Below are 12,473 nucleotides of genomic sequence, written 5' to 3' on the forward strand. Positions count from 1 at the left end.
TTGATGTCTCTTCACACGTCGGCATCTTGCTGCCACGCGCCATCCCGCCATTGCGGGCTCATGGACAACCACACTACGCCAGCTTAAAAAAGCCGTCAACACTTCCAGACGTCTAAATGGCTTTGCTGTTGGATTGCCATTAATTTCCTTAAGGGTTAAAATCCGCGCTCACGGCTAAATGAGAACAGGTGAGTCATGGGAACAGAGTGGAACGGCGACTACGTCAGCCCCTACGCGGAACACGGTAAGAAGAGCGAACAGGTCAAGAAGATTACCGTCTCGATCCCGCTCAAGGTGTTGAAAGTGTTGACCGATGAGCGCACCCGCCGTCAGGTGAACAACCTGCGTCATGCGACCAACAGCGAGCTGCTCTGTGAAGCCTTCCTGCACGCTTTCACCGGCCAGCCGCTCCCTTGCGACGAAGACTTGCGCAAGGATCAACCGGACAGTGTCCCGGCCGAAGCGCGCGCCATCATGGAAGCGCTGGGCAAAGAGATCGAAGATTTCGACAAGGAATAACCCCCAATGACGCGGCCCTGGCCGCGTCATTGCTATCTGCCATGTCCCGCTTCAGCCTGCGCCACTATCACCACCACGTCTGCAGTCATAGCCACGACTTTGCCCAACTGGTGATCCCCCTCGATGGCCCCCTCGAGATCGAGGTGCAGGGCCGGGGGCGCAGGCTTGCCCCCGGTTCTGCCTGCGTCATCGCCCCCGGCGAGCGGCACGACTACGCTGCCGATCCCGCGCTTTCGTTTCTGGTGCAGGAGAGCGACTGGCTACCCGGCGATCTGGCGGCTTGCCCCTTTATCGAGCTGGATGAGCCCCAGCGCCACTACCTCGCTTTTCTGCACCGCATGGTGGCCGAAGGGCGGCAGGTGGCGGGCATGGAGCAGGTGTGGCTCTCCCTGCTGGCGGAAGGGCAGGGGATGCAGAGCGCAGCCATTCCACGCCTTGCCACCCGCATCCTCAAGGTGCAACGCCATATCGAGGCCAACCTCGCTGCCCCGCTGACCAATCAGCAACTCGCCGCCATCGCCTGTCTTGGCCAGAGTCAGTTCAAGCTCGCCTTTCGCCAGCAGTTGGGGGTGAGCGTCTCCCACTACATTCGCAGTCGACGCATGGCGCTGGCGCGTACCCTGCTTGCCGGTACGCAACTGCCCGTTGGCGAGATTGCCAGCCGCTGCGGTTACCAGAATCAGGGGGCGTTCAGCGAGCGCTTCCTGGCCGAGACCGGGCTCACTCCGTCCCTCTGGCGCCAGCAAAACGGCCACCTGCCGCAACGAAACGGCTGATCGCCGAAGACGAGATGCTCTCTTTGGGCCATGCTGCGGGTCATGCAAGGTGCACGATAAACAGGAGCAGAAATGGAGACGATTAGCTGGCAGGATTTCGAGATGGTGGAGCTCCGGGTGGGCACTCTGGTGCGGGTCGAGCCGTTCCCCGAGGCGCGCAAACCGGCCTACAAGGTGTGGGCGGATTTTGGCCCTGAACTGGGGATTCGCAAGAGCAGCGCCCAGATCACCGCCCTCTACCAGCCAGAGCAGCTGGTGGGCCGCCAGATCATCGCCGTAGTCAACTTCCCGACCAAGCAGATCGGCCCGTTTCAGTCTGAATTTCTGCTGACCGGTTTCTATCGGCCGGATGGCGCCGTAGTGATGGCTATCCCCGAGCAGGCGGTGGAGAACGGCGCCAAGCTGGGCTGAGTTCATACCCGAACAGAGACAAGAGAGGCGACCCCGGGGTCGCCTCTCTTTTTGTTATCTGCTGCGAGTCGTTACTTCAACAGGCTGAAGATCAGCGCTGATACCGCCAGCGACCCGGTCAGCAGGATGAAGCCGTTGGTCCAGCCGTGACGGAAGCGGGCCAGCGCCTCCACCTTGTAGATGGCAATCACCGGCATGATGAACAGGATCATGGCGATGACCGGGCCGGAGAGGGTCTCCATCAGCCCCAGAATGCCCGGGTTGATGACTGCGGCACCCCAGATGGCGAAGAACATCAGGGCGATGCCCAGCTTGTCCGCCTTGGCCAGAGGCAGGCCGGTGGGCTTGGCGATCAGGCTTTTCAGGCTTTCGCGGGCGCCGAGGAAGTGGCCGAGGAAGGAGGAGCTGATGGCGATAAAGGCAATAAGCGGCCCCAGAGTCACAATCACCGGGTTGTCGGTGATGTTGGCGAGATAGGAAAGCACAGAGACGTTCTGGGCCTTGGCTTCGGCCAGCTGGGCTGGCGAGAGGCTCAGCACGCAGGAGAAGACGAAGAACAGCACGAAGCCCACCAGCATTACTGTGGTGTTGCGCAGGATCAGGCCGCTCTTGGCTTCCGCCTGCTCGCCATATTCACGGCGCTGCACGTTGGCAAAGCCGGAGATGGCGGCTGCGTGGCTGAAGGCGAACACGGTGACCGGCAGCGCCAGCCAGACGGTGTTGAGGAAGCTGACTCCTTCAAACGCGGTCACTTCCGGCCATTGCCACTGAGGGATCAGGTAGCAGGAGAGGGCCGCCAGAATGGCCGCCAGCGGATAGACCATAAAGGCGAAGGCGCGCAGCATCGCTTTCTCACCCGCCAGCATCACTGCGATCATGGCAAACACCAGCACACCGGAGAGCATCACCCGATCCGGGGTCGCCATGCCGAGCTGGTTGACCATAAAGCTCTCCACCGTGTTGGTCAGTCCGACCCCGTAGATGAGCAGGATCGGGAAGATGGAGAGGAAATAGAGCGCAGAGATGAGGCGACCGGCCATCTTGCCGAAGTGCTCCTCCGCCACTTCGGTGAAGTCGGCGTGGGGGCGTGACGAGGAGAGCACGAAGCGAGCCAGCCCGCGGTGGGCGAGGAAGGTCATGGGGCCTGCCAGTACCGCGACGATGACGAGGGGCCAGATGCCGCCCAGACCCAGATTGATGGGCAGGAACAGGATGCCGGCGCCAACGGCGGTACCAAACAGGCTGATGACCCAGTGGGTGTCGTGACGGCGCCAGCGGGTGATGCTGGACGTGGTGGAGCAGGAATCGGATAGCCCCTTGGTAGCCTCTACAGATAAACTCATTACTAATTCACTTTTTGTTAGTGTTTTAATCTGAGTTTATTGTGGTTTATCGGGATTTAATTCTCAAAAAGTGAGCCTGAAACATATCACTGCCATTGCGGGGTTTAGCCAGCGAGATTGGGAATGGAATCTGGATCGCAGAATGAAACAAAACTGATATTTGTGATTTTTGTGAAATATAAAACCAAAATTTGATCTGCTCTCATTTTTTTATTTTGGCTAATTAGGGGTTTTTAGAATTACGTGAAAAATTGTACCATTTCTCGCCGACCGATTGTGATGTTTCACTATCATTTTGCCGCTTTGCCAGCGTATCACGCTGTGCAAGCGCGCCTTGACCAGCGGATCACACCGGCCATCACCCCGGACAACGACTCTGAAAAAGCAGGCGGCCATCGGGCCGCCTGCTTGTCTGGTGTGATGATATTGCTACTCGTCTAGTGGGCCAGAATGTTGCCCCAGGCGAGATCCGGATCCCCCATCACGATAAAGTCCGGGTTCTCCAGCGACTCGGTCTCGTTGTAGCTGAGTGGCTGCAACGCCAGGCTGAGGATGCGACCACCAGCCGCCTCGACGATGCACTGGGCAGCGGCGGTGTCCCACTCGCCGGTGGGGCCGAGCCGCACGTAGCAATCGGCTGCCCCTTCCGCCACCAGACAGGATTTGAGGGAGCTGGAACCAAGCGGGATCAGCTCGTAGTTGATGGCCGGGTTGAGGCGGCGGGTGAGGTTCTCCAGCTTCTGGCGGCGGCTGATGGCCACCACCAGTGAGTCGGGCTGGTCATGCTCGTGGTGCATGGCGCTGATGGGCAGTACCTCGCCATTCACCTCCTTGAAGGCGCCGTAGCCGCGCACCGCCCAGTAGAGCACGTTGGACTCGGGGGCATAGATGACCCCGAGCACCGGCACATTGTCCCGCACCAGAGCGATCAGGGTGGCGAAGTCGCCGCTACCGGCGATGAACTCACCTGTGCCGTCGAGGGGATCCACCAGCCAGTACTGCCGCCAGTTGGATCGCTGGCTGAAGGGGATGTCGGCTGCCTCTTCGGTCAGCACCGGCACATGGGGGGTAAGCGCCGACAGCGCCTGTTTGAGGTAGGCATCGGCAGCAAGATCGGCACTGGTGACCGGAGTGGCATCCTCTTTCAGCTGACGCTCGAACTGACCGCCATGATAGATGTCGTGAAGGATCCTTCCGGCTTCGCGGGCAATCTCCTTGACCCCCGGCACCCAGGCCAACAACTCCTGCATCTCGTTATCCTCTGTCTGTTAACTGCCCGTCTGCGGGCTACTCTGCCTGCTCCGCCAGCCACTTCTGGGCCAAGAGCAGGGCACTGATGCTGCGCGACTCGGTGAAGTCGGGTCGCGCCAGCAATTCGTCGATCCGGTTGAGGGGCCAGGGGATCACCTCCAGCGGTTCGGGTTCATCGCCGATCCGCTGTTCGGGGAAGAGATCCCGCGCCAGTAAAATGTCCATCCGGCTGGAGAAGTAACCGGGGGCCAGCGACACCTGTTTGAGCAGGGTCAGGCTGTTGGCGCCAAACCCCGCCTCCTCCATCAGCTCCCGGTTGCCCGCCTCGAAGGCATCTTCGCCCGGGTCGATCAGCCCCTTGGGAAAGCCCAGCTCGTAGGAGTGGGTGCCCGCGGCATACTCGCGCACCAGCAGCAGGGTGTGGGCATCGAACAGCGGCACCACCATGACGGCGCCCCGGTTGCCGCCGCGCATCCGCTCGTAGACCCGCTCTTCGCCGTTGGAGAATTTGAGGTGGAGGGACTCCACCTTGAACAGTCTGCTCTCGGCCACGATATCGGCCTTGAGGATCTCCGGCTTGCTCTTGGGGTGATCCAGTTGGTCGACTGAGATGTGCTCGGGTTTGCTCTTGTGGGGGTCGCTCATCGGACGCTGGCTGCTCGTTAAAAAATCGTGCTTCAAGAGTAAACGACTCTCACACCGAACACCACGGGCCAGGGATGGCAAAGGGGGAGGAAAAATCCGTTATACTGCCGCCCCGTTTTCCGAGATCCGCGATCAAGAGGCCCGATGCCACACTCCTGCTCCACCACCTTGCCCTGGCACCAGATAGATACCGTCTTGCTCGATATGGATGGCACCCTGATCGATCTGCATTTTGACAACCACCTCTGGCAGCAACTGGTGCCGGAGCGTTACGCCGAGCGGCTCGGTCTGCCGCTGGATGAAGCCAAAGCGCAGATCGATGTCCACTATCACGCCGTCAACGGCACCCTCAACTGGTACTGCGTGGATTACTGGAGCGAGACCCTGGGACTCGATATTCGCGCCCTCAAGCAGGAGCTGCTGGTGAAGATCCAGTGGCGTCCCCATGCCATCCCTTTTCTGGCCGAGTTGCGTGCCGCGGGCAAGCAGCTGGTGCTTTTCACCAATGCCCACCCCGCCAGTCTGTCGGTGAAAGATGCGCAGCTCGGTCTTGCCGAGCATCTGGATCTGATGGTGAGTACCCACGAACTGGGTTGGTCGAAGGAGAGCCAGCACTGCTGGCAGGCACTGGCCGAGCGGCTGGCGTTCGATCCGGCCCGTACCCTGTTTGTGGATGACAGCGAGCGGATCCTGCGGGCTGCAGCCGACTATGGCATCGGCTATCAGCTGGCGATCCAGAATCCGGACAGCTGCAAGCCGGAGCAGAGCATCACCGCTTTTCCGGCGATCCGCGACTATGCCGAGTTGCTGCCGCTGGCAATCTGAGTCTGCTGAAACGAGAGAGGGCTGCATCGTGCAGCCCTCTCAGTATCTGAAACCTGGCGGTGAAAAAATCACAGCTCCCGAAACGGGCGCCGTTTCTCCTCTTCGATGACGATCGCCTCCAGATTGGCGATTCGCTCCTGCAATTCTCTGATGATCATATCCTGCTTGCCGAGTCGGTCGGTGATGCGGGCATCCCCCATCTGATAGCGGGCCCGCTTGCCGAGATATCCGAACAATACGCTGATAAATACGATCAGGACTATGCCTGTCCACATGGTCATGTCACGACTCCTTGTCGTCTATAAACGGCAAAAACGCTGATGGGATCCGTTCTGTTTTCTCACAGCCGCCAATTGGCCGCAATGGGGCCCTTTTCGCCTTTGTGATGCAGTTGGCTATTGCTGCCAGAGCGGGCGGCCAAGCCACAATTTTGTTACCCGGGTGGCTATTGCTGCCAGAGAGGGCGGCCAAGCCAGAGCGCCCACAGGGTGAGGTGCAGCAGCACGATAAACCAGAAGACCAGCCGGTAGCTGCGCTTCTGGGTCTTGTGGCGCAGCCACTGGCGGGCAACCAGCGCCCCCGGCCAGCCGCCGCACAGCTCCAGCAGATGGAGCCTCGATTCGGGAATGCGCCACTCACCCCGTACCGCCTGCCGCTTGTCCCAGGCGTAGGCGGCTACCGTGAGCAGGCTCATGGAGAGCAACACGGCCAGCGGCCACCACTGCTGTTCGCCGAGGCCGAGCCAGAGGGCGGCGCCCAGTGGCAGCAGCGCCAGCGCCATCATTGGGCCAGCTCCCAGCAGCGCTCCTCGTCCTGCTTTAGGGTGCGGATCACCTTGGCCGGATTGCCCACTGCCACCGAGTCGGCCGGGATGTCGCGGGTCACCACTGCACCCGCGCCAATGATGGATCGCGGCCCTATGGTGACGCCGGGGCAGATGATGGCGCCGCCGCCAATCCAGCAGTCGTCACCGATCCGCACCGGCTTGTTGTAGGCGGTCCAGTTGCGGCGTTCCAGATAGTTCATGGTGTGGGTGGCGGTGTAGATCTGCACGTTGGGGGCCAGCAGCACATGGCTGCCGATGTGCACTTCACCCACGTCGAGAATGGTGACGTTGAAGTTGAAGAAGGTCTTCTCGCCGATATGAATGTTGCGGCCGAATTCGCAGGTAAACGGCGTGCTGATCCAGCAGGAGTCGGGGCAGTGGCCAAAGAGCTCGCGGCAGATCTGCTGGCGCAGAGGGCCATCGCCCGCCGATGAACCATTGAGCCGGGCCAGCAGCGCCTGACCGCGGATCCGGTCGTTGGCTATCTCCTCGCTCTGGCTATCCAGTGCCCCGCCTGCCAGTACCTTGTCCCAGTCGCTCGCCATTGCTACCTCCCCATGCTGCAAGAGCAGGCAGTATACGTGACTGTCAGGGGCGCCGTCAGTCTGTCACTTGTTGCAGGTGATCCCGGTCAACCTGCGGGCCAGATGAGGGGCAGGATCAGCAGGGCCGAGACGAAGTAGGGGAGCAGCACCCGCAGCCCGAGACTGCGACCGCCGATACCGAGGGCCAGCAGCCCCTTCACCAGCGAGTTGACCAGCCCGGCCAGCAGGATGCCGCGGGCAGCCACCTCCAGCGCCAGCTCCTTGTGGGAGAGCTGGGAGAGCGACAAGGTGATGGCGTCCACATCGGTGATCCCCGACACCAGCGACAGCAGATAGACCCCTGAGTTGCCTATCTTGTCTTGCAGCAGAGTTGCCATAAAGCCGATCAGCGCCAGCAGCAGGCCGAACTTGATGGCGGTGGCAAGATCGAGCGGGTTGCTGGTTTCCGGCTGTACCGGGCCGTCAGTCAGCTCCTCGCGCTGACGCCAGAACCAGAAGGCAAAGCCGTAGACTGTGGTGGCCAGCAGCAACAGGGGGGCGATGAGGCGCATCGCCAGTTCGCTGTGAATGAGCAGTACCAGTACCAGCAGCCGCAGCCACATGGTGGCCCCCGCCAGCAGGATGCCGGTGGCCAGCAGCCGCTCCAGCCCCCCCTGCTCCTTGTTGAGACGGGCAAACTGCAGGGTGAGAGCGGTGGAGGAGGCCAATCCCGCCAGTATGCTGGTGAGCACCAGTCCGGCGCGGGTGCCGAGCAGCCGCACCGCGAAGTGGCCACAAAACGAGATGCCGGCGATAACCACCACCATCAGCCAGATCTTGAAGGGGTTGAAGGCATCGAGGGGGCCCATCTCCTCGTTGGGGAGCACCGGCAGCAGCACCAGCGAGATAAGCAGAAAACGCAAGGTAGCGTGGAACTCGGTTTCGCTGAGAAACAGCATCCCCTGCTGGATCTTGCCCTTGAGCCCCATCAACAGGGCGGCCAGCACGGCGCAGGCCACCGCCTCGCTCGGGCTCAGCAGCACAGACATCAGGCCAAGCAGGTAGGTGAGCAGCATGGCGACCGAACTGGTGAGGCCGAACTCCCCCTGCCAGCGCTGGGCCAGCCAGACCGAGAGGCCGCAGCCGATTACCACCGCTAGAAGGCCGAGCAGCGGCAGCCAAGGGCCCAGGGTGGGCAGCAGCAAACCGCACACCCCGCCGAGCAGGCCGATAAGGCCGTAGGTACGCATCCCGGCGATGCGCTGGTTATCCCCCAGTTGGCGCACCTGCCAGCCCCGCTCCAGTCCAATGATAAGGCCGATGGCCAGCGAGACCAGGGCTCCGTTGACGGGTTCGGCATTGATCCACATGGCGGCTTCCTTTCGCGTCGTTGCTGCCTGATCCCATGATGGCACAGGGTTCAAGGTGGCAGAGGGGCATGGCTCACAGAGTCTGCGTCCGGCTCCCAATGCGAGTGGCTGATATGAACAATAGAGATGGATCGCGAGCACTGCACAAGAGTCGTGCAGGCTGTTGGAGCGGAGTCATGGGCTGCTAGCCCGTCATCGACGTCCAGATTTGAACGGGGATAGAAGACAAGAAGGGGAGCCAATGGCTCCCCGTTTTATTGATGGCGTCATGACCCGCAGCGGATCACTTCAGCTCAATCCAGGCTTCTTGCCAGTGGGATCCGACACCCGGCTCGAACTGGGTGGCGGTGGTGGCCCACTGCACGCAGTAGCCGCTGTAGGGGAAGGGCTTGCACTGATAGACCTTGCCATTTTTCGGCTGCTGCACCTTGGTGCCGGCGGCATAGGATTTGAGCGAGTTCGGGAAGACGAAGTCGTATTCGCCGCTGCTCTGCTCCTTGAACATCAGGTCCATGGTCTGCTGGATGGTCTCGCCGCCCGCTTTCGGGGTGGCCTTGATCACCAGCTGGTGGTGACCTGCCTTGAGCCCTTCCAGCGCCATGGTAAAGGAGTGGCTGCTGTCTTTGATATCTGCACTGCTTTCACCCTTGGCGACGCCACCGTGGTCATAGAGGGTATTGGTGACGGCCAGATCGCCTTGTGCGGTGACGGTGAAATCGAGGGTTGCCTTGCCGTTGTCCAGCACATAGTCGCTGGCCAGACCGCTGACGCTGATGCTGTCCACCACCGGCGGTTGCTGCTGTTGCAGGTCAATCTCGACTCGATCCAGTTTGCTGTCTCGATGCAGATAGACGGGGTTCATGCCGTAGATCGGATTGAACTGGCCATCGGCTCCTTGCTGACCGGCGCGGATCAGGCTCTGTTCGGCGTTGATCTTGCCTGCGAGGGCATGGGCCCAGTTGTTCTTCTGGCCCTGCTCGGCAGTGGTGATGGTCAGCACGGTTTGCAGATCGGGGCGCTCGCCGTTGGCATCGAATACCCGGGTCATCGCCTTGTCGCCTGCCGCGAGGTCGATGGAGGGGTAGATGGTGCCTGCCTGACTCCACTCCAGCGGCGGCTGGCTGCCATCTTTGAACTTGGCGTCGATGATGTTGTAGAAGCTGTTGCTGGTGTCGCCCACTTCCCACACGCCGAGGATCACTTGATAACCGGTGCGCTCCGGCAGGATACAGTTGTGGGTCACCTGCTTGGGCGGCTGCACCATGTTACCGTCGATGACGCAGAACGGATTAAGGTCGAACGAGGCGCGAGTGAGCGGCTGGTTGGGGTTCCAGTCCTGCTTGGTGAGGTAGTAGCGCCAGTTGCGGGTGACGTGGTTTGCGGTGAATGTCCAGCTGATAGCGAAGGGACCGGGCTGTACTTCACGTTTGGTCCAGCGGTCGCTGGTCTGGATGTTCAGCTCGCTCCAGCGCGGGCTGCCCGCTGAGGCGATTTGACCATCCTGCGGGCCGCTCTGAGGGAAGCCGGAAGGGCCCTCCACGCTCTGGGGTTCCCACTGCACGCCGCCACACTGGCTGTTGCCGCCGGTTTTGCACAGATAGTTGCGGCTCTCTGGCTGGCTGATGTAGCCATGCGCCAGAGCGCTGCCGCTGGCCAGCAGAGCCAGCACCGCTGCGATGTGATTAAGTTGGATTTTTGCTGCCATACATTCCTCTGTTCGACAGATGTGGGCAGTCAGTTGGCCTGGGGATTCCCCGATACACACTTGCGTGTGGCAACCCCGCTATCCTGGACAAAACGTCTGTAGACCGGAGGCTTTGCGTCCCGACCTTTCGGTCAGTTTGCCAAATGACTAGATGATTAGTGATGGGCCAAATGTTCGGCCATCAACATTGTGCACTGCATTGATTCGTTATTTGAAGTTGAATGTTTAAACGCATCATCCCATGGCGCGCAAATCATTCTAACTGGCTGTTTTTAAATTGTTCTCCTGTCTGTGAATGGTACCGATTAACGTTGAATATGCCGATAAGATGCATGCTGATTGCGTGTTGTTGGCGTAAAAAAACCTGCCAGCTTGGCTGGCAGGTCGGGTGACAAGGCGACAAGGATTGACGCCATCAATGACGGGCGCGCTGTTCTCCGGAGGGGGGAGATACGGGAGCCATCATTGGCGCAGTGGAGGACTCCTTGCCCAGTTTGAACACCGCAAGTCGCTCATCCAGGCTGCGGGAGAGACCGGCCAGCAACTCGCTCTCCTGCGCCAGTTGCGAGGCGGACTGGGACATCTCCAGCGCCGAGTCGTTGATGCCGCTGACGTTGCGGTTCATATCCTCGGCCACCATGCTCTGCTGCTCGGCGGCGGTCGCGATCTGGGTCGCCATGTCGCTTACATGCTGGATGTGGTTGACGATCAGGGTGAGATCCTGCCCCGCCTGCTGGGACTGGTTGACGCTGCTCTCTGCCAGTTTGCGGCTGGTATCCATGGCGTTGGCGGCGGTGACGGCCCGTTGCTGCAGCTGGGCAATGGTACTCTGGATCTCTTCGGTAGACTGGCGAGTGCGGCTGGCCAGCTGGCGCACCTCGTCGGCTACCACGGCAAAACCGCGGCCCTGCTCGCCGGCACGGGCTGCTTCGATGGCAGCGTTGAGGGCCAGCAGGTTGGTCTGCTCCGAAATGGCGCTGATGACGGCGGTCACTTCGCTGATCTGCATTACCCCCTCTTTGAGTTGGTTGACCTGCTGGGTGGCCTGCTCCACCTCGGTGGCCAGCGCCTTGATGCCGTGCACGCTGGCGTGAACGTCACGGTTGCCGAGGCCAGCTTCTCCAGTCGCTTCCTGGGTATCCCGCGCGGTATTTTCGGCGTGTCCGGCCACATCGGAGATGGTGGCGCTCATCTCGTTCATGGCGGTAGCGAGTTGGGCCAGCTGATCCCGCTGGCTGGTGACTGCCTGATTGGTCTGCTCGGCAGAGGCGGCGATGCGCAGGGCGGCATCTGCCACGTTGCGGGCCCCCTGGCTGGCCTCCAGCAGGGCGTGACGGATGGCATCGAGACTCTGGTTGGTGCAGCGGGCGACCACTCCCAGCTCATCCTTGCCCTGTACCGGGATGCTCACCACCAGATCCCCCTTGGCAACCCGTTGCATGGCGTTGTTGATCTGGCTGAGGGGGGAGACGATGGAGTGGGTGATGCGCCAGCCCAGCAGCCCCATCAGCAGGATCACGATGGCGGTGGCGGTCCCCATCTTCATGTACTGGGCCCAGATGGTCTGCTGAATATCTTGCAGCAGCATGCCGGAACCGAGGATCCAGCCCCAGGGCTGATAGCCGGAGACCATGGAGAGCTTGTCGGCGGTTTCACCCGACGGGCCGACCCAGACATATTGCAGAGTGCCCTGTTTGCCCCCTTTGGCGATATCCACCATCTGATACCAGAACTGCCCGGCGGTGGCGGCACCTCCTTCACCCATCTTCTGGCCGACCAGTTCGGGACGGATGGGGTGAACCACCATGGTGCGGTTCTCGTCGATGACGAACAGGTAGTTGTTGCCATCAAAGCGGGTGTTGGTCAGCAGCTTGCGCGCTTCCTGCTGGGCCTGCTCTGCTGGCAGGGTGCTGGCCAGAAACTGGATCTGGCTCATGGCCTGTTCCAGTACCGCATTGAGCCGCGCCTCTCGCTCGCTCATCAGATTGCGCTGGAGCGCGTTGGCCGAGATAAGCAGCAGCGAGACAAAACCGACAAACGCCAGTGCGAGCAGCAGAATCAATTTGCGGCTCACGGTAATATCACCGAGCTTGAACATGACTAAACCCTCATTTCCCTGTTGATATTATGTGGCTCTGTACCGCGGCAGCCAGTTCGTAAGAGTTAACAACTCATTTACTTTCAGTCTCTTGCCGAGCTTTCTCAAATGAGCGTTTTAACATCAGTATAGTCAGCAGACAGCAACCCCCACTTTTTGGTAGCGTGTTGATGCGCATCC

The 12,473-nt window shown here is 60.8% G+C and carries 13 protein-coding genes and 1 riboswitch; of the genes, 4 read left to right on the plus strand and 9 right to left on the minus strand.

Going from position 1 to position 12,473, the window contains the following annotated elements:
* Window positions 1–195: 195 nt before the first annotated feature.
* From metJ to AB5Y86_RS20715, 3 genes are all read left to right on the plus strand, one after another.
* Window positions 196–519 (plus strand): met regulon transcriptional regulator MetJ, encoded by a 324-nt coding sequence (gene metJ, locus AB5Y86_RS20705; RefSeq protein WP_005340251.1) that lies wholly within the window; start codon window positions 196–198, stop codon window positions 517–519.
* A 41-nt stretch (window positions 520–560) separates the two neighbouring features.
* Window positions 561–1,295 (plus strand): helix-turn-helix domain-containing protein, encoded by a 735-nt coding sequence (locus tag AB5Y86_RS20710; RefSeq protein ID WP_368193952.1) that lies wholly within the window; start codon window positions 561–563, stop codon window positions 1,293–1,295.
* 72 nt (window positions 1,296–1,367) lie between these two features.
* Complete coding sequence (locus AB5Y86_RS20715) at window positions 1,368–1,706, plus strand: tRNA-binding protein (RefSeq protein WP_033113988.1); 339 nt, start codon at window positions 1,368–1,370, stop codon at window positions 1,704–1,706.
* A gap of 71 nt (window positions 1,707–1,777) precedes the next feature.
* On the opposite strand, the gene AB5Y86_RS20720 is transcribed toward AB5Y86_RS20715, so the two are convergent.
* The 3 genes from AB5Y86_RS20720 to nudE all read right to left on the minus strand — a co-directional run bounded on the left by AB5Y86_RS20720 (window position 1,778) and on the right by nudE (window position 4,945).
* Entirely contained in the window at window positions 1,778–3,049 is a 1,272-nt protein-coding gene (locus AB5Y86_RS20720) for an aromatic amino acid transport family protein (RefSeq protein WP_368193953.1), read from the minus strand.
* Between the two features lie 437 nt (window positions 3,050–3,486).
* Complete coding sequence (cysQ, locus tag AB5Y86_RS20725; protein WP_005357849.1) at window positions 3,487–4,299, minus strand: 3'(2'),5'-bisphosphate nucleotidase CysQ; 813 nt, start codon at window positions 4,297–4,299, stop codon at window positions 3,487–3,489.
* 37 nt (window positions 4,300–4,336) lie between these two features.
* On the minus strand, window positions 4,337–4,945 hold the full coding sequence (nudE, locus tag AB5Y86_RS20730) for an ADP compounds hydrolase NudE (protein ID WP_368193954.1): 609 nt from the start codon (window positions 4,943–4,945) through the stop codon (window positions 4,337–4,339).
* A 144-nt stretch (window positions 4,946–5,089) separates the two neighbouring features.
* Here nudE and yrfG point away from each other — a divergent pair, with 144 nt between their 5' ends.
* Window positions 5,090–5,770: a GMP/IMP nucleotidase gene (gene yrfG / locus AB5Y86_RS20735; protein WP_368193955.1), complete on the plus strand. Its 681-nt coding sequence runs from the start codon at window positions 5,090–5,092 to the stop codon at window positions 5,768–5,770.
* Window positions 5,771–5,838: 68 nt separating this feature from the next.
* On the opposite strand, the gene AB5Y86_RS20740 is transcribed toward yrfG, so the two are convergent.
* The 6 genes from AB5Y86_RS20740 to AB5Y86_RS20765 form a co-directional block, all read right to left on the minus strand.
* Complete coding sequence (locus AB5Y86_RS20740; RefSeq protein ID WP_005340264.1) at window positions 5,839–6,051, minus strand: hypothetical protein; 213 nt, start codon at window positions 6,049–6,051, stop codon at window positions 5,839–5,841.
* 164 nt (window positions 6,052–6,215) lie between these two features.
* The gene (locus AB5Y86_RS20745) at window positions 6,216–6,554 is read right to left on the minus strand and encodes a DUF1294 domain-containing protein (RefSeq protein ID WP_159157701.1); all 339 of its coding nucleotides are present in this window, start codon (window positions 6,552–6,554) and stop codon (window positions 6,216–6,218) included.
* Window positions 6,551–7,141 carry a sugar O-acetyltransferase gene (locus AB5Y86_RS20750; RefSeq protein ID WP_058058571.1) on the minus strand — a complete coding sequence of 197 codons (591 nt, stop codon included), beginning with the start codon at window positions 7,139–7,141 and terminating at the stop codon, window positions 6,551–6,553. The genes AB5Y86_RS20745 and AB5Y86_RS20750 overlap by 4 nt, the downstream gene beginning before the upstream one ends.
* 86 nt (window positions 7,142–7,227) lie before the next feature.
* Window positions 7,228–8,490: an MgtC/SapB family protein gene (locus AB5Y86_RS20755; protein ID WP_368193956.1), complete on the minus strand. Its 1,263-nt coding sequence runs from the start codon at window positions 8,488–8,490 to the stop codon at window positions 7,228–7,230.
* 283 nt (window positions 8,491–8,773) lie between these two features.
* The gene (gbpA, locus tag AB5Y86_RS20760; RefSeq protein WP_368193957.1) at window positions 8,774–10,195 is read right to left on the minus strand and encodes an N-acetylglucosamine-binding protein GbpA; all 1,422 of its coding nucleotides are present in this window, start codon (window positions 10,193–10,195) and stop codon (window positions 8,774–8,776) included.
* A gap of 65 nt (window positions 10,196–10,260) precedes the next feature.
* Window positions 10,261–10,346, minus strand: a riboswitch (cyclic di-GMP riboswitch).
* Between the two features lie 264 nt (window positions 10,347–10,610).
* Window positions 10,611–12,293 carry a methyl-accepting chemotaxis protein gene (locus AB5Y86_RS20765; RefSeq protein ID WP_368193958.1) on the minus strand — a complete coding sequence of 561 codons (1,683 nt, stop codon included), beginning with the start codon at window positions 12,291–12,293 and terminating at the stop codon, window positions 10,611–10,613.
* Between the last annotated feature and the right edge of the window lie 180 nt (window positions 12,294–12,473).

The organism is Aeromonas sp. s8, from assembly GCF_040907785.1.
GTDB classification, from domain to species: Bacteria; Pseudomonadota; Gammaproteobacteria; order Enterobacterales; family Aeromonadaceae; genus Aeromonas; species Aeromonas veronii.